The organism is Streptomyces sp. BBFR2 (assembly GCF_044497305.1).
Classification (GTDB): domain Bacteria; phylum Actinomycetota; class Actinomycetes; order Streptomycetales; family Streptomycetaceae; genus Streptomyces.
On record NZ_CP172415.1, the window covers coordinates 3264368 to 3280887 of the forward strand.

Below are 16520 nucleotides of genomic sequence, written 5' to 3' on the forward strand. Positions count from 1 at the left end.
GCCACGTCCAGTACAACGCCTCCCCGTCCCCCAGGCAGGCGACCTCATTCCCGTCAAGCCCCGTCCATTCCCAGGCGGTTGAAGAGCCCAACGGGGGAATTGATGCCACATCGGCCATCCCCACCGCCCTCCACGACGGCGCCTCCCCCGCCAAACCCCCTCACGCCGATATGGCCGGACCGAAAGCGATCCGCCCGCCACGTGGTGGACCGGCCGGCCCCCGGCCCGTGACCGTAATACCGACCCCGTACGGGATCGGCCACGACCTCACGGAAGAGGGGACCTCCATGCCCAGTTTCCAGACCGGCTACGTACCGCACGGCTTCACCGCCGACGAGAACGGCGCACGAATCCACTACAAGGACGCCGTGCTCATCCCCGTCCCCCCGCCCAACGGCGGCTACGGCTGGAAGGGCCTGTGGTTCTCCCTCGGCTCCGACTTCGCCGACGTCCGCATCCGCGTCGCCCTCCACAACGGCACCACCTGGTCCACCTCCATCTACGACGTCCCGTCAGGCGGCGGACGCGTCGGCTTCTCCCTGGCCAACGGCACCACCAAGATCAGCCTGGGCCGCGCCAAGAAGTCCGCCACCGACACCGTCGACAACGCCCCGGTGGGCTGGCTCCTGGAATCCCAGGCCTGACCCCTCCCGGGACGACACCGCACACCACCGAAAGCGAGCGGGCCCGAAGCATTCCCTCCGCATACCGGACGGAGCGGCGAAACGTGGCCGGCAACAGCCGGCCACGGCACCCGGCACCCGGCACCCGCCCCGGAAATACCGAAGGCACCTCAAGGCGCCCGCAACTACCTGCCCGCGCCGACGCCAGACCCGGCTCCTGGAACTCGACGAGGCCAGACAGCAGAACAGAGAAAAACGCGCGACGCCCATAAGGGTGCTACTGGCCATCGCACTCTGCGCCCCAGGTCTCCACCTGCTCACGACCGGCGCTCACCGCCGTATTTTCGTGGCCCTGCCCGCAAGCTCCATGCTCTTCGGCAGCGTCCCCTCGCCCACGCCCTCCCGTCCTGGGCCCTGACGCCCCGCTCCGACGACGAGAACGACTCGGACACCCCAGTAAGAGCTACCCCCAACACCGCCCCGGCCCCACGGAAGACCTTCCACCCACCCCACTGACAGAGCCACGGCAAGCACAGCCGAACAAGCCGATCGACCGGCCAACGGGAGAAGCAGGCACGGCCAGAACCCCGTCCACAGCTCGTCCACACCCCTGGCCGACACAGGAAACCCCGGACACCGAGCCAGACACCACCAAGCCCGAGCAGACCCGCGACAGCCCCTCCACCCGCCAGATCCATGCCGGACGGAGCAGCGGCTCACAGCCGGACCACACCACCCGGCGACCGGAGACGAAGAAAGACCCCCAACCCGGTTTCCCCAGGTCAGGGGCCTTCTAGCAATGCTGAGCCGCGGAGGCTGTGGGATTTGAACCCACGGTGAGGGATCACCTCACGACAGTTTTCAAGACTGTTGAGGCTTCCGGCGCGGCATGCGGCCTGACCTGCCAGGGAGCTGCGGAACCCACTCTCACTCCCCCCGTCTTGGCCAGAAGATGGCCGCAAGTCCCCAGACCCTGGCCGGTCCAAGACGGCAGTGAGCACAGGTTCTGTGCGTGAACGCGGGCAAACCACAAGCTCAGGGGCCCAGACATGTAACCGATCACTCTCTGGTTGCAATTTTCTGCTGATAGCTGCCGCGTCCTCCAGCTATCGTTTGCACACACCCAGTCCACCTCTGGCCATATAGCCAGAAGGGACAGTACACAGGATCCGCGAATCACCGTCGCCGTCTTGAGCGTCACCCTCACACCTTCGAAACAATCCCATTCGAGCCAACGCCATCCACTAACCCTCTACACGCCCAGAGGAAAGCCGTGAAGGATGCTGCAGCGATAGATCTCCACCAGATGGTCTGCTCCCTTCACCACTTGGATACAGCACGGGAAAAATGGGTTTCCAGGAGATCTTGGCACTGGCGCAGAACTCGAGCTGAGCGCAATACGCAATCTCGCAAGCAGCGCCTACCCGAGTTTGCAGAGTACCTACCATTATTCTCCCCTGGGAGAAACTGGCCAGCCTCACTCCAGGATTCTTACCTAGTTCAGCACTACCCGCTCCCAGGGCGACTTTCACAGGCAACCTACATGCACCCCGAGGATATCCTGCCTGGGGCAAACTTGATCGAAGTGGCACCTGGGAGTAGGACCCGCGGAAAAAACAGCATAGTCAATTTTGAAGCCTTCCACCCAGTTGTCACAGCGAAGTTCGTCGACTACTCGCGTCTAGGTGGCAGCGGTCAGGCACTCTTGGCCTCGCGGACGGGAAAGGTAAAAGCCTTCTTCCTTGACAGTCACACGGCAGTCCAGCCTCCGCTAATTACACCTGACTCGTGCACTGAGGAATGCAACCGAAATCTGGTAGCAGGCGAGATCAAAAAGATCCTCATTGCCGGCGGATCTGAAATTTCTCGATCTACATATAGGGAACTGGCATTCAGTTCATCCCGCCAAGACAAGCAATTAATTGAGGCCGCCCGGGCAGGTCATACGTGGGGACTATTTAAAGTCACCCCCCGCGGGACGGCCCTAACTGATGCCGGTTACGTCTATCTTGATACCCTCAGGCGTCTGCGCGGGCAAAGGATCCCAGGCAAGGACCGAGAGGAAGCAATGTCATACGACTTCCGCGGCGCAAAGATCAACAACCTTCAACAAGGTGGAGTCAATCTCGGATCCCAAACCTTTAACGACAATGGACCTAAGCAGATTCCGCTTGAGCAAGCCACCGAACTCGTGCGGATGGTGCTCGATGAAGCCCCGCCTTTGCTCGCCTACGCCACAGTGGTACACAGCGAACTAAGGCGAGCGCAGGAAGAAGGAACCAGTCCCGATCGCGGAAGAATCGGAACTGCTCTTACCAATATCACTGCGGGACTAGCTGCAGGAAGTTCAGCACTTGCATTGGCTGAGGGGATCAGAAGCGCGCTAGGTTTCTGATCCCCCCTCCCCGCTAGGTGCCGCATGCGAGAGGGCGATCCGGTTGAACGCGGAACGCGAGCCGTAACAGTTACTGGACGTCCCCGGACCCCGACCGCGCCGGCGGCAGCAACAGATCCCGCTCCGGATGCTTCTCACCGGAAGTGCTGCCCTGCACCCCAAGATCCGTGCGCGCCGCATCGTGGAAGGTGTTGATCGCCCGGAACACGGCCCGATGCCGGTCGCGCCACTCCTCCAGGGTGCCGGTGATCTTGCCCGTCGCCTGCCAGTCGATTTCCAGGGCGATGGCGTTCAGGTCGTGGGCCGCTTCCATGACGTCGTCGGCGCCGAGCAACATGATGCGTTCGAAGGACCGGCCGCGGAGGCGGGATGCTTCCGCGTGTTCGGCGAGCAGCTCCTGCTGGGGCTTGTCCGCTGCGCGGATGCCTTCGTTGTCCTCGTAGATCCGGACGGCCAGGAAGATGACGGTCCGCATGCGGTCCACGTAGTCCTCGTACGCGGAGAGCTTGCGGTCGTCCCAGCGCGTCAGCAGCTCGTACCGTGTCCGGCTTCGGTCCGACAGGTAGTTGCCCACGTACGACGTGAGGGCGCCGAGCAATACCGCGCCGATCGTGACCAGTTGTTCGCCGGCAGCCATGTGCTCCCCCGAGCCGAGACTCATGTTGATGACTTGGCGGTCATCTTAAAGTCCGGGCTTCGCCGCCTTCCGTCCGTGGCTGGATCGAGGCGACACCTGGCGCTCGCGAACGCACGGAAGCCCGGCTCGCGTACGACGTCGTACGCGAGCCGGGCTTTCCCGGGTTGAGCTGGTGGTTTGGGGCGCAGACCACCACGATCAGCGAGTCCTCACCGCCCGATCAGGGCACCCGGCCCGGCAGCCCCTCAGCCGAAGGCGTCAGCCGGGAGCGTCGGCCCCTCTCCCTCCTCGCCACCGGTCTTGCCTTCCACCGGAGGCGTCGGCCACCCCAGGCGCTGCCCTCGGCTGTCGGCGATCCGGAGGACGTTCGTCAGGGCTTCGACCAGGCAGCCCGCCAGGTAGTGCAGCTCTTCCCGTGATGCGTGTTCCACGCCGAGCACCTCATGGGCGTGCTCGACGGCTCCGGCGGCCATGCCGAGTTGCACGGCTTCCGTGTTGTCCGCCAGGCGCCACATGAAGCCGGCGTCGTCGTCCGTGCTCAGGTGACACGGCTGACCGTTCTCCCCCGTCCAGGGGAGCAGGCGTGGCATCGGCGTCCGGGTCATGCGCGCACCCCCTTGCCGGAGGAGTGCGGGAGGCAGACCACTGCGGAGCGCGCCGCCCCGTGGCCGTTCTCCGTCTGCCGCTGCTCGTGGGCGAGGACGTACGGGCGGACGAGGTCGATGTCGCGGAGGTGCCCGGCTTCGTGGCGGGGCGGCGGGCTGACGAGGAGTGTGCGCCGCTTCTGGGCGGTGCGAGAGGACGGCCAACTCCCCTGCGCATGTCGGTGGCGCCCCCGTGCCGGGAGCAGTCGGCGGAGGGGCGGAACGAGGTAGCGGGCGATGCTGTGTGCCATGACGACCTGCTTTCTCAGGTTGGCGATGCCCCGGACCGATCGCGAAAGGGGCAGTTGTTCCGGCGTACGGAGCGCCTCACGGCGGGGCCCGTGGCGAGGAAGAGCAGGCTCACCAGGCCCTTTTACGCACGCGGGCGCACGGATTCACCAGGCGTGATTACCTGACGTAAATCTAGTTAACTAGCTTAGGCGGAAGGCGGAAGGTTCGCCACACCTTCGGGCGCGCACCCACGCCGACGAGGGAAAGTCCGGCACCGCCTTGTTGCTTGAAGGGTGGGTCTATACCCTCCATCTGACGCATCGTCAGATCGAGGTGTCCGGCACCTTCGGGAGGGCTCCATGACCAGCGAGGCAAGCGGCACGACCGAGATTCCGAAGATCATCAGCGTGGACGACCACGTCATCGAGCCCGCGCACCTCTTCGAGACCTGGCTGCCGGCGAAGTACCGGGACCGCGGGCCGAAGCCCCTCACCGCGGGCATCGGCGGCCTGGAGCGCGTCGCGAGCAAGTACCGGTTCACCACGGACCCCAACGGCCAGATGACCGACTGGTGGGAGTACGAGGGGAACCTCTTCCCGTACAAGCGGATCATCGCCGCCGTCGGCTTCTCCCGCGACGAGATGACGCTGGACGGCATCACCCGGGAGCAGATGCGCAAGGGCTGCTGGGACCCGAAGGCGCGGCTGGCGGACATGGACCTCAACCACGTCGAGGCGTCGCTCTGCTTCCCGACCTTCCCGCGCTTCTGCGGCCAGACCTTCGCCGAGGCCGACGACCTCGAAGTGGGGCTCGCGTGCGTACGGGCGTACAACGACTGGATGGTGGAGGAGTGGTGCGGCGACAGCGGCGGGCGGCTGATCCCGCTCTGCCTGATCCCGCTGTGGGACGTGAACCTCGCCGTCGCCGAAATCCGGAGGAATGCTGCCCGTGGCGTACGGGCCGTGACCTTCAGCGAGATCCCGACGTACCTCGGCCTCCCGTCGATCCACTCCGGCTATTGGGACCCGTTCTTTGCCGCGTGCGAGGAGACGGAGACCGTCGTCTGCATGCACATCGGCTCGTCCTCGCAGATGCCCGCCGCGTCCCCGGACGCGCCGCCGGCGGTGGAGGCGTCGCTCAGCTTCAACAACGCCATGGCGTCGATGATGGACTTCCTGTTCAGCGGCGTGCTGGTGCGTTTCCCGAAGCTCAAACTCGCCTACGCCGAAGGGCAGATGGGTTGGGTGCCGTACGCCCTGGAGCGCGCGGACGACGTCTGGGAGGAGCACCGCGCTTGGGGCGGCGTCCGCGACCTCATCCCGCACCCGCCGTCCACGTACTACTACCGGCAGATCTTCTGCTGCTTCTTCCGCGACAAGCACGGCGTCGCGTCGATCGAGACGGTCGGCGTCAACAACGCGACGTTCGAGACGGACTATCCGCACGTCGACTCGACCTGGCCGCACACCAAGCGGGTCGCCGAGGAGCACGTGGGCGACCTCCCGCCGGACGTCGTCTACAAGCTGCTCCGGGGCAACGCGATCCGGATGCTGGGGCTCGACTTCGACAAGTAGGGCAGCGGAAGCGTGCTGTGGCCGCACCAGGGTTCGGGGCGGCCACAGCAGGTAGGAGCGCTCGTCAGTGGCGGGCGGACGCCCCTGACATGGGGGTCGTGTATACCGCCGCGATGCGGTCGCCGCGCATCAGCAGGTGGGCGACCTCCACCGCACGCCCTTCGGCGTCCCGGGCGATCCTCTGGATGTACAGGACGGAGGTGCCGGGGCCGACCCCGAGTTCGGCGGCCTCATCCGCCGTGGGTGGCCGGGCGGTGAGCCGCTCCTCCACGTGGTCCGCCTCGACGCCGACGGCCGCGAGCCAGTGCTGGTAGACATCGCCCCATGGCGTTTCGCCGGCGAGAGTCAGCTCGGGCCCCCACGGTGCCCCCGCGACCATGTCGTACCGCAGGTAGGACCGCACGACGCTGCACGGGTACTCGTCCTGCGGGCGCTGGCCGAGGTGGACGAACTCCAGGAGTGGCGTCCCCGCCTCTATGCCCATCAGGTCCGCGATCTCCGGCGGTGCCACCACCTCCCCGCTGGTGGTCGAGACCTTGAGATCCGCATCGAGCCCGGTACGTCCTCGGCCGCGCCCACGACCACGCTCCCGCGGCGCGAGCTGCGACGGCCGGTCATTGGCGTACTCGATCAGCGGCACATCCGTACGCACGAAGGTCCCGCGCCCGTGGTATTTCGCGATCAGCCCCTCGCCGACGAGGAGCCCGAGGGCCTGGCGCACGGTCGGCGTCCCGGCCTTGTACGTGCGGACGAGCGCGCTCTCCGAGGGCAGACGCCCTTCGGTGCCGAACTCCCCGCTCCGGATCCGTCGGCGCAAATCCGCTGCGATCTCCTCGTATCGCTTAGCCATCCGCGCGCACCGCCGTTCCTCCAGTCGTACCTTCGTCGCTCGACCGCAAGGGCCGGCCCCCTCCCCATCCGTTCCGACATGCGTTCACCGCGGCCTCTGCTCTCCCCGCTCTTGGTCCGGCGGCTCCCGCCAGATGACGGCCCACGCGACGAGCCCGTCCTCGCCTCCGCCGATCCCGAAGCGGTCGGCACGCTCCAGCGCTGCGAGCAGCGCGCGCCACCTCGTCTCGGACGGGGATTCCGGCACGCTGACCTCGATGCGGATGCGGCCGTTGCGCCGGTTCATCCGGGGTTCGTACGCGGCCGCCTTGAGCCGCGCCGCGATGTCCTGCGCTCGGGAAGCAGGTGCAGGCACGGGCCCTCCGCCATAGACTGATACTCAGAGTAAAGTTAGTGAACTAGCTTAAGGCTAGTGGACTAGATTTGCTATATGCCTGAGCAGCCGCCTTACCTCGTCGTCGCCGACCGCCTCCGGCAGCGCATCACCACCGGCGAGTGGTCGCCCGGGGACCGGCTGCCGTCCCGCTCCGAGATCGGCGCCGACTACCAGGTCGGCGAGAACGTCGTACGCCGCGCGCAGGAACTCCTCATCGCGCAGGGCCTCCTCGAAGGCCGCGCGGGATCAGGCACGTACGTCGCGGAGCCGCGCGAACGCCTCCGTATGGTCCGGTCGTGGTGCCGCGATCAGCGCGGCGGCTCGCCCTTCCGCGCCGACATGGCGGGCGTCGGCAAGCGCGGCACCTGGGAACACCGCACCGAAGCGAAGGTTCCGGCGCCGGCGGACATCGCCGCACGCCTCGGCATCAGCGAGGGCGAACCGTGCGTGCGTACGGAGTACGAGTTCCTGGCGAACGGTAAGCCGGTACAGCTGTCCACGAGTTGGGAGCCGTACAGCATCACCGGCGGCACCATCGTCGTCCTGCCCGAGGGTGGTCCGCACGCCGGCCGGGGCGTCGTCGAGCGGATGGCGGAGATCGGTGTCGTGATCACGCACGTGGTCGAGCAGCCGGAGCCCCGCAAGGCCACCGCCCACGAAGCCCACCTCCTCGGCATCACGAAGAACTCCCTGGTCACGCACATCCAGCGGACCTACATGACGGAGGACGGGCGGCCGGCGGAGACCGCCGACATCGTCATCCCCGCCGCACACAGCGAGATCGTCTACGAGATCCCCATCGATCGCGTGTAGGTCCGCAACGCCACGCCACACCCCGTCCGACGTATGGGAGTTGGGATGACCGCCGCACGCCCGCGGATCAAGCGAGCCCTCGCCCGCTGGTACGTCCGCCACGCGCCGGGCACCCTCGGCAAGACCGCGATCCTCGACGGCTTCCTCAACGCCGAGCTGCGCGACCACCCGGTGCGGCGCCGCGCCCGCACCCGCTTCGGCGCCACCATCGCGGTGGACACCCAGGACCTCATCCAGCGCTACCTCTACCTCTTCGGCACCTGGGAGCCGAACCTCACGGGCTGGCTCGCCAGCCGGCTCAAGCCCGGCGACACCTTCGTGGACGTCGGCGCCAACATCGGCTACTACAGCCTGCTCGCATCCCACCTCGTCGGCGAGAGCGGGAACGTCGTGGCCATCGAGGCGTCGCCGACGTTCCATAAGGTCTTGGCAGCGAACGCCGCGGCCAACCGCTGCGGCAACCTGCGTGCCGTGAACGCAGCGATCTCCGACCGCGAGGAGACCCTGACGTTCACGCTTGCCAGCTCGCACAACATGGGGGCGAACAGCATCGTGCCGTACGCGGGTGAGGCGGAGTCGACGTTCGAGGCGCGGGCCTGGCTGCTGACCGATGTGCTGACGTCGGACGAGGTGGCCCGCGCCCGCGTCATCAAGATCGACGTCGAGGGGGCAGAGGGCGCGGTGGTCCGGAGCCTGGAGCCGATCCTGGACCGGCTTCGGCCTGATGTCGAGTTGGCCGTGGAGGTCACGCCGCAGCGGATGGCGGGGCTGGGGTTCTCCGTGGAGGAGCTTCTGGAGACCTTCACCAGCCGGGGGTTCCACGTGTACCGGATGGCCAACGACTACGCGGTGGAAAGCTATCCGGCGGCGCTGCGCCGGGGAGCCCAGGCACCGGTTCGATGGCGGGGGCCGGTCGTGGAGGAAAGCGAGTTTGTGTTCTCGCGGGTGGATTCTGGCGAGTTGCAGTGACTCTCCGAACTTTTGCCCAGAGGGCCAGCATCGGGATCTGGTTGCAATTTCCGCGGCCTCCCCATCAACTCGCCAAGAAACTAGGCTAGACACGACCCCATCCCTCCCTACACCTTCGATTCGAATGACGGGTTCCCCCGCGCGTAACTGACTCCCATGCAACCACCTTCCCCAAAGCTCTAGGTTCGAAAGTCCCAGCACGCCTCGCCACCAGCACGGAGGTTTGGCTAAGCGTGAAGACGCACCCTGTCACTCGCTTTCCGGAAACCCAAACACCCTCTGGGAATTCATTTGAGGACACTCCGCACTGTATTGCGCGAGTGACCGGTTAGCTGTGCGATGCGAACTTCAGTGAATCCCGCAGATTTAGCTTTGCGGATCAAATCATCGCGAGAACGCATGTATCTGCCATAGGTGAGCAGTTCACGCTCAAGCCCTTCACTGATGCCTTCTTCCATCTGCGCGCCAGAGGGGGCCCGCGACGGACTCAGGTTAGAGGATGTGGAGAACTCCTCAGGCGGGACCATGTCCATCGGTTCAGGGTTTGGCACTAAGCCCTCAATCCTGGGTGTTCAAAGCTGCACATGTTCAAGTTTGCGCACATTTCACATACAATCGGAATTTCTCTCGTAATACATTTACTCTCTGCGGGTGGCAAATCAGGATTTCTGGGCCTTCCAGCTTGCCTGGAATGGGAAACATACATGATCGTTCGGGCTGGACATCGACACTCCCTCCCAGTCCAACGGAAGGTACTGAATGGCTGCACCAAAGGTCGTTGTAGGGATCGATTTCGGCACACATGGGTCAGGAATCTCGTGGTGCACTTTCGGCGGGAGGAATGATGATCCCGCGGAGCGACGGATCAATTTCTTCAACTCCTGGCCAGGACAGCCAGTTGCCTCAGTAAAAAATCTCTCAGCGTTGTTGGTCGATGCAGAGTACGAGGTAACTGCCTGGGGGTATGACGCACGCAGACGAGCACTAAGCCACCCGCATGGGTGCGATGGCCCCCGGTACTACAGCGGTTTCAAAATGGGGCTCATGGAACAGGCCGTGGCAGATCGTATGGCAACGGGGGGAAGGCAGGGAAGCCCGAACGGCGACGACGCTGAAGATCTGGATGACGAGGAAGAAGAAGAGGAGTACGAAGAAGAAGATGAAGAAGACGACGAGCCCGAGGGAAAACAGCCCGAAGCTGACCAAGTTGAGTCCGCGGAAAGCGGTGATTGCAGGGTCACTCTGTCAGGCTCTCGCCGGAAAAACGCCGAGGAATTGATTACCGCCTACCTTAGGCACTTGTACGACACTGCCATCTCGCAGGTTACTGCCAGCGGCTACAGCAGGGAGGACATCCGATGGTGCCTCACCGTGCCTGCCATTTGGAGCGATGAGCAGAAACAAACTATGCGGGACATCGCCACCAAGGCAGGTATTCCCGCCGAGGACGGGCGCCTAATCCTCGCTCTGGAGCCGGAGGCTGCTGCTCACTACGCACGCGTCAGCGGCGTCAATTTGACCGTCGGCAACCTCGACGATGACGCAAGCCTCATGGAGCCCGGCTGCCGGTTCATTGTCGTGGATTGTGGAGGCGGCACCGTTGACCTCACTGCATATGAGAACGGCGCAGACGGCCGAATGGTGGAGATTGGTCTGCCGATCGGAGGTCCTCACGGCTCAGAGGAGATCAACCGTGCCTTCCGCGACGAGCACCTACTGGACCGCTTCGGCAAGCTGGAAATCTTGCAGGATCTCGCGTCGGAGCACCCCGATGCTCTCCTAGACCTAACCGAGGCGTGGGAGCGGGCGAAACTCCACTTTGGCCCCGAGGAAAGCGACCCGATCTATCTAACTCTGCCTACGGCGATCGACCGTCGCATCGGAGCTACTGTTCGCAAGCGTTTGTCCCGAAAGCAAAATGGTGTTACTGATGCCATCGTCGTGACCGCTGATGAAGCACGTAAGCTCTTCGACAATGTCGTACCTGACATCCTCGACCTCATCGACGAGCAGTTCAAAGAGATCGAGAATAGTGTAGGCCCCGGTAGCCGTGAACCCGTCGTCATTCTGGTAGGTGGGTTTGGTGCATCCCCTCTCCTGCAACACGCAGTCAAAACTCATCTCAAAGATCGGGCTCAAGTACTCGTTCCGCCTGATCCTGGCGCCGCAGTCCTATATGGGGCTGCCCACTTCGCTTACGAACCTCATACCCGTGCCCGCCGCAGCCGACTGACCTACGGGACTCAGTACTCACCTGAGTTCGAGGAAAACGTTGACCCAGAAAAGTACAGCTTCACCCTGAGCACCGGAGAAAAGCACTGCAAAAAGCGCTTCTCCAAACTCGTGACACGTGGCGACCTGGTGGATACAGATCAGGAGGCATACCACGTCTATGTCCCCCTAGAGGGCACATCAAGGAAACTGACTTTCGGCCTCTACTCCTCCACTGAGCCTAATCCACGCTATGTTACCGACGCTGGCTGCGAACATCTCGGAGAAATCACGATCGACCTAAAAAAGGTGATGGCATTCGCGCTCAAAGACCGCGGCGTCGCCCTTTACATGCGCTTTGGGGAGACTGAGATCAAGGCACGCGCCGTAGTACAGAAGAGCGGCGAAGAGGCGTCCACTACCCTCCGATTCCGCACTGACTACTAAACATCAAGGTTGATGGTGTCATACTACGACGACAACACACCCTCTCGCGTGCCCTCAAACTTCAGCCACCGAGAACACCTGCCCTCTCCGACACAAACCCGCCGCCTCGACCTTGAACTCGATGAGGGAGCACGCCGGCTGACCCTCCTGGAGCGGGATCATATGGTTCTGCAACAGGCGTATAAAGCGCAAGAGAGCCGCCTATCACGTCTGGAAAAACAACTGGACTCCTTCATGGCAAGTCAGACCCAAGGGCGCGGCGACATTGCTTCAAATAGCCACAGCGCCCACCACGTCATCGCACGCGAGTATGACGTACTCGTGGAGCAGAAGGTCCAGGGGCTAGCGAGGGCTACAGCAGGCGTAGCCCATGGCGAATTTCCCAACGGTGTGCCTCCGACACTGTGGCTAATGAGCCGGATCTGTATGGTGCTCTTCGGACCTGGCAAACCAGACGGAGAAACAGTTCTGGCTGTACTGGGTCGAGGCCGACTTGACCAGCTGGCACCACAGACCGCACGGCTATGCGAAGCTGCACTCAACCTAAGGCGACGATCCGCTCAAACAGGACTCCCCTGCCACTGGGATTTTGAAATCGTCCCTGGTCAACTTATCGACGAGGAGTGGCAGGAAGCGTGGCCATCGTGTGAACGCACCCTTCCAGGTCAATTTGTAATTTCTCCCGCTTATGTCGTAGCCGAACAAATCTATAGCAGACAGCGGGTTTTTACCAGCATTCCCATCCCCAACTGATTTGAGGGAAGCCGGGATAGGCTGATTTGGGAATATGGTTCACGGTGCATTCACGCGCCCAAGGCGGAAGGCTGTGTCCTGCAAGACGCACATGCAGGACACAGCCTCCCACTGAATATACGACTCAGCCTTCGAACCGCCAGTTCCCCATAGCCGCCAATGCCCGAGCCCGAGCCTGCACCACCGCGAACCGGGCCTCCCGCTCCCGCTCGTCAGCGTGCGCCGGCTGGCTCGTCACCTGCCCCGGCCACTTCCGGTAGAGGAGCCCGGTCTCCGCGGAGAACCAGCCTCGGGCCACCGCGCTCAGCGCCAGCAGAAGCCCGGTGTCCTCGGAGGCGGGCAGGGCCATCCAGCCGCCGAGGGCCAGCAGCAGATCCCGGCGGATGCACAGAGCCGCCGGGTGAACCTGCGCGCGGAAGTTGTGCTCCTCCCAGTGCTCCAGGACGGCGCCGCGCTCGATGATGCCCTCGGGCGGGTCCTGGTCGAAGCCGACGGTGGAGCCATCCGGCATCAGGTCGAGGACGCGGGACGTGGCCCAGCCGATCGCCGGGTCAGCGGTGAGGGCCTTCAGGTCACGGGCCAGGGAGCCGGGCGTCAGCATGTCGTCGGCGTCCAGGACGCGGATGTACTCGCCCTTCGCCCGGGAGAGCGCGAGAGTGCGGGCCATCGCGGCGCGGCCGTGGCGGCCCTGGCCGAAGCTGATGCGCGGGTCGTCGGGCACGTGCGGGCGGACCTCGTCCGTCTCGCCGTCCTCCTGGATCACCCACTGCCAGTCCCAGCCGTCCGGAAGCTCCTGCTCCAGCATCGACTTGTAGGCATCGGCGAGGTACTGGGCGGCCGGCGGGTGGACCGCCGTCATCACCGTGATCACGTTCGTCATCGTCACCACCGGGCCAGGGTCGTCGTGAAGACCATCTCGGTGCGGTCGCCGGGCAGGATGACGTCGGAGACCTCCACCACCCGGTCGGTGGTGTCGGTCGAGATCTTGCGGAGTTGGAACACGGAGACGCCCTTCTGGAGGCCGAGTTCCTCGGCCTCCTCTGCTGTCGGAGGCCGGGCCATGATGCGTTCCTCGATGTGGTCCAGTTCGATGCCGAGGGTCAGCAGCTGGTTCTGCGTGCCGCCTGCCCACGGTTCGTTGGACTCATCGAGGAGATCTGGGTTCGCCGAGACGACCTCGTGAACGAGGTAGGAGGTGACGAGGCTGAACGGGGCGTCGCCTTCGCGGGGGAAGGTGCGGTAGTTCCGCTCCAGCAGAAGCGTGCCCTCCGGGACGGAGAAGACGGCCGCCAGGTCTTCGTTGGCCGGCACCTCCCGGAAGTCGGCCTTGAAGGCGAGGTCGGAGACGGTGAGGCCGGTGTCGTGCTCGGTGGAGCCGGTCTTCTCGCGCTCCGCCTGGACGAGGCGCGCGCGGTCCTTCTCCCACTGGTGGCGCTCGTTGTTCCGCTCCACCCTCGGCCGCGGTTTGCGGACGAAGTTGCCGATGCCGTGGCGCTTGTCGATCAGTCCTTCGGCATGCAGCTCGCGGAGCGCGTCGCGCATCGTCGGCACGCTGGTCCGGTACTGCTCGGCGAGCTTGGTCTCCGCCGGCAGCTTCTCGCCCGGCCGGAGCTGGCCTGCGCGGATGTCCTGGCGCAGCGCCTCGGCGATCCGCTCGTACTTCTTGGCCATGGGTCCGCTCGCTGTCCGTCTCGGGTGCCGTTCCGTCCGTCTCGCCGGACAGCCTCAGCATAAGTCCTCAAGAGGAGTTGACGACGGCGGGCGAGCCCCCTACCTTCATCACATCGACTCCTAAAGAGGAGTTGAGGACAAGAGGTCTTCATGACTCTTGTCCGGTCGAGCCTGCCGAAAACCGAGGAAGGCGACTGTGGTCGCACGCCGAGGGAGCGACGGGAACCGGCTGTTCCTTGAGAACTGAATCGCACGGCGCCTGGCAAGCAGACCGTGCACTGACCAGTGGTTTTAGCCCCGGTGCCGTCGCTTTCCGGCGGCACCGGCGGCCATGACCACTCGTCTTCGACGAGCGGTTTCCGCGCCGGTCCCACAGGGGCCTACGGCGCGCTCACCGCGTATCTGCCGGGTCGGCGGCACTCCCGTGCAAAGGACATCGCTGCCGCCCCGTGCCCTCCCTGTCCACTGAACCCATTTCAGGAGAGCGCCATGAATGTCGCATTCGGCGGCTTCGAGCCTGGCTTCGACGACCCGATGGGCCTGACGATCGGGACGCCGCCCGAACTCTGGCTCGGCGTCCCGGGCGAGTCGGAGGAAGAACGGCTGACCCGTCTGGCGGCCGCCGCCGACATCCTCGCCGAGGAGCCGGGGCTGATGGACCTCGTGACCCACATCGTCACCGACGCCCTCAAGACCGAGACGCCCGACCTGCTCGCCCACCGGCGACGCCGCACCTCCCGTACCGATCATCGCCCGCACACCCGCACCCTCCCGGAAGGACTCGCCTCATGAACGGCTACTTCGACTACGACGAGTACGACCTCGCCGAGGACTACGACTTCACGCCCGCGGGCGCACCGCAGCGGGAACCCGCCGCCGGGTGCGACAACTGCCTGTTGCTGCCGGGCGAGGCCGTGACCGTGGGAGCCCTGACGGTCGTGTGCGCCTGCTGGATGGGACGGGGCGCCTCCGTGGAGGCGTGCCGCTGCGGGCCCAGGAAGGGGGACGCGCCCGGTGGCGGCATCCCGGACTGATCTCTCCTCCGCACCGGTCCCCAGGCCGGTAACCGAACAGGACGCGACCGCCGCCCGGCAGGCGATTCAGCAGTTGGAGAGGGTCGGCAAGCTCGTGACCCGCTCCCTGCTCGCCATCGGCTTCGGCGCCCTGGTGTTCACCTGCATCAACGTCACGACCTTCGCCACCTCGCACGACGTACCGGGCTGGGTGGCGTGGATGCTCGACCCGCTCGCGTCGATGGCGCTGTTGACCGTGTTGTACGTCGACGGAGTCCTGGCCGAGCAGGGCGGGTACAGCCCGAGCGGCTGGCCGTTCGCGCTCCGCTGGTTCGCCGGGCTGGCCACCTGGATCATGAACTGCTGGCAGAGCCTCTTCCCGGACGGGCACTTCCGCCTCGTCCCCTCCCAGGCGGACGCCGGCGGGCTTCTGCTCCACTCCGTAGCCCCGCTCCTGCTCATCGCGCTCGCCGAGGCAGCGGCCGGTTACCGGGCCTACCTCGCCGGGAAGTGCGCGGAGCACCGGCTCACCGTCAAGGCGTACCAGGAGACGGTGGCCGCCGAGCGGGCCGCGCGAGCCCAGCAAGCGCGTGAAGAGCGCGAGCGGGCCAAGGAAGCAGAACGCGCGCAGGAGCAGGAACGGGCCCGGCTGGCCCAGGAGCAAGCCCAGCGCCAGGCCGAACGCGAAGATCGCGAACACGCCGCGCGGCTCGCCGACGAAGCCCGGAAGGCGGAAATCGAGAAGGCCCGCGAGCTGGCCCGGATCGCGAGAGAGAAAGAGGAGCGCGAGGCCCGCCATACTGCCGAGCGACTGCGTGCCCAGACAGAAATCGAGGCCGCGGAGCGCGACCGGGAGGCCGAACGCGAAAGGCTCCGCATCAAGGCGGAAGCCGAGGCCAGGGCCCATGAGGAGAACGAGCGGGCCAAGCGGCAGGCGGCCGCCGAGCGGCGCGCCCGCGCGCCACGGACGCCCGTACGGCACCGCCGGCCCGCCTCGGAAAGCGCCTCGAAGAAGCAGCTCGCCGGCGTCGCGATTTCCGACATCCGCGCCTCGAACCGTGAGGAACGCATCCCTCGCGAAGTGCGCGCGGCTCAGCGGGACCAGGCCGAACGCGAGGCCGCCGCGGCGCTTCTCGACAATCGCGCGCCGGACCCCGTCCAACTCGCCAAGGCGTACGGCCTCGGCGAAACCTGGGGCGGTGACCGCATCCGCGCGGCCCGACGGCGGCTCGCCGAGGAGGACGGCTTCGAGGACGCGGTCATCGCCGCCGTACTCGAAGTGAGTGCCTGAGCGACCGCCTACGCGGCGGTGTG

Annotated in this window: 17 protein-coding genes and 1 tRNA gene; 10 read left to right on the forward strand and 8 right to left on the reverse strand. The window is 65.3% G+C overall.

The features are described 5' to 3' along the window. Nucleotides 1-287 precede the first annotated feature (287 nt). Nucleotides 288-644: a hypothetical protein gene (locus tag ACGH2B_RS12830; protein ID WP_399088146.1), complete on the forward strand. Its 357-nt coding sequence runs from the start codon at nt 288-290 to the stop codon at nt 642-644. A 789-nt stretch (nt 645-1433) separates the two neighbouring features. Here ACGH2B_RS12830 and ACGH2B_RS12835 read toward each other — a convergent pair. Further along, nucleotides 1434-1557: transfer RNA gene (locus tag ACGH2B_RS12835), tRNA-Ser, on the reverse strand. A gap of 609 nt (nt 1558-2166) precedes the next feature. On the opposite strand from ACGH2B_RS12835, the gene ACGH2B_RS12840 reads away from it, so the two are divergent. Then, a complete protein-coding gene (locus tag ACGH2B_RS12840) occupies nt 2167-3018 on the forward strand; it encodes a hypothetical protein (RefSeq protein ID WP_399088148.1) in 852 nt (283 codons plus the stop codon). Nucleotides 3019-3088: 70 nt separating this feature from the next. Here ACGH2B_RS12840 and ACGH2B_RS12845 read toward each other — a convergent pair whose 3' ends face one another. From ACGH2B_RS12845 to ACGH2B_RS12855, 3 genes are all read right to left on the reverse strand, one after another. Then, a complete protein-coding gene (locus ACGH2B_RS12845) occupies nt 3089-3655 on the reverse strand; it encodes a hypothetical protein (RefSeq protein WP_399088149.1) in 567 nt (188 codons plus the stop codon). 245 nt (nt 3656-3900) lie between these two features. Next, nucleotides 3901-4245, reverse strand: a complete 345-nt coding sequence (locus ACGH2B_RS12850; protein WP_399088151.1) for a hypothetical protein — start codon at nt 4243-4245, stop codon at nt 3901-3903. 11 nt (nt 4246-4256) lie between these two features. Next, nucleotides 4257-4550, reverse strand: coding sequence for a hypothetical protein (locus tag ACGH2B_RS12855; protein WP_399088153.1), 294 nt, complete (start codon nt 4548-4550; stop codon nt 4257-4259). 339 nt (nt 4551-4889) lie between these two features. Between ACGH2B_RS12855 and ACGH2B_RS12860 the strand changes: the two genes are divergently transcribed. Further along, complete coding sequence (locus tag ACGH2B_RS12860; protein WP_399088155.1) at nt 4890-6104, forward strand: amidohydrolase family protein; 1215 nt, start codon at nt 4890-4892, stop codon at nt 6102-6104. 64 nt (nt 6105-6168) lie between these two features. On the opposite strand, the gene ACGH2B_RS12865 is transcribed toward ACGH2B_RS12860, so the two are convergent. Together ACGH2B_RS12865 and ACGH2B_RS12870 are read right to left on the reverse strand one after the other, a co-directional pair. Then, nucleotides 6169-6954, reverse strand: a complete 786-nt coding sequence (locus tag ACGH2B_RS12865; protein WP_399088157.1) for a GntR family transcriptional regulator — start codon at nt 6952-6954, stop codon at nt 6169-6171. 84 nt (nt 6955-7038) lie between these two features. Then, a complete protein-coding gene (locus ACGH2B_RS12870) occupies nt 7039-7308 on the reverse strand; it encodes a hypothetical protein (protein WP_399088159.1) in 270 nt (89 codons plus the stop codon). A gap of 75 nt (nt 7309-7383) precedes the next feature. On the opposite strand from ACGH2B_RS12870, the gene ACGH2B_RS12875 reads away from it, so the two are divergent. The 4 genes from ACGH2B_RS12875 (at nt 7384) to ACGH2B_RS12890 (ending at nt 12522) form a co-directional block, all read left to right on the forward strand. Continuing rightward, complete coding sequence (locus tag ACGH2B_RS12875) at nt 7384-8142, forward strand: GntR family transcriptional regulator (protein WP_399088161.1); 759 nt, start codon at nt 7384-7386, stop codon at nt 8140-8142. A gap of 45 nt (nt 8143-8187) precedes the next feature. Then, nucleotides 8188-9111: an FkbM family methyltransferase gene (locus tag ACGH2B_RS12880; protein WP_399088163.1), complete on the forward strand. Its 924-nt coding sequence runs from the start codon at nt 8188-8190 to the stop codon at nt 9109-9111. A 1044-nt stretch (nt 9112-10155) separates the two neighbouring features. Further along, a complete protein-coding gene (locus tag ACGH2B_RS12885) occupies nt 10156-11769 on the forward strand; it encodes an Hsp70 family protein (protein WP_399088165.1) in 1614 nt (537 codons plus the stop codon). A 162-nt stretch (nt 11770-11931) separates the two neighbouring features. Then, the gene (locus ACGH2B_RS12890; RefSeq protein ID WP_399088167.1) at nt 11932-12522 is read left to right on the forward strand and encodes a hypothetical protein; all 591 of its coding nucleotides are present in this window, start codon (nt 11932-11934) and stop codon (nt 12520-12522) included. A 124-nt stretch (nt 12523-12646) separates the two neighbouring features. On the opposite strand, the gene ACGH2B_RS12895 is transcribed toward ACGH2B_RS12890, so the two are convergent. Both ACGH2B_RS12895 and ACGH2B_RS12900 read right to left on the reverse strand, forming a co-directional pair. Then, complete coding sequence (locus tag ACGH2B_RS12895) at nt 12647-13402, reverse strand: glycosyltransferase family 2 protein (RefSeq protein WP_399096971.1); 756 nt, start codon at nt 13400-13402, stop codon at nt 12647-12649. 2 nt (nt 13403-13404) lie between these two features. After that, entirely contained in the window at nt 13405-14193 is a 789-nt protein-coding gene (locus ACGH2B_RS12900; protein ID WP_399088169.1) for a GntR family transcriptional regulator, read from the reverse strand. Nucleotides 14194-14682: 489 nt separating this feature from the next. Here ACGH2B_RS12900 and ACGH2B_RS12905 point away from each other — a divergent pair, with 489 nt between their 5' ends. From ACGH2B_RS12905 to ACGH2B_RS12915, 3 genes are read left to right on the forward strand one after another with little or no spacing between them, the layout of a single operon-like run. Then, nucleotides 14683-14985 (forward strand): hypothetical protein, encoded by a 303-nt coding sequence (locus ACGH2B_RS12905; RefSeq protein ID WP_399088171.1) that lies wholly within the window; start codon nt 14683-14685, stop codon nt 14983-14985. After that, nucleotides 14982-15227, forward strand: a complete 246-nt coding sequence (locus ACGH2B_RS12910; protein WP_399088173.1) for a hypothetical protein — start codon at nt 14982-14984, stop codon at nt 15225-15227. The genes ACGH2B_RS12905 and ACGH2B_RS12910 overlap by 4 nt, the downstream gene beginning before the upstream one ends. Continuing rightward, nucleotides 15208-16497 carry a hypothetical protein gene (locus ACGH2B_RS12915; protein ID WP_399088175.1) on the forward strand — a complete coding sequence of 430 codons (1290 nt, stop codon included), beginning with the start codon at nt 15208-15210 and terminating at the stop codon, nt 16495-16497. Before ACGH2B_RS12910 ends, ACGH2B_RS12915 begins: the two co-directional genes overlap by 20 nt. The last annotated feature ends 23 nt before the right edge of the window (nt 16498-16520 follow it).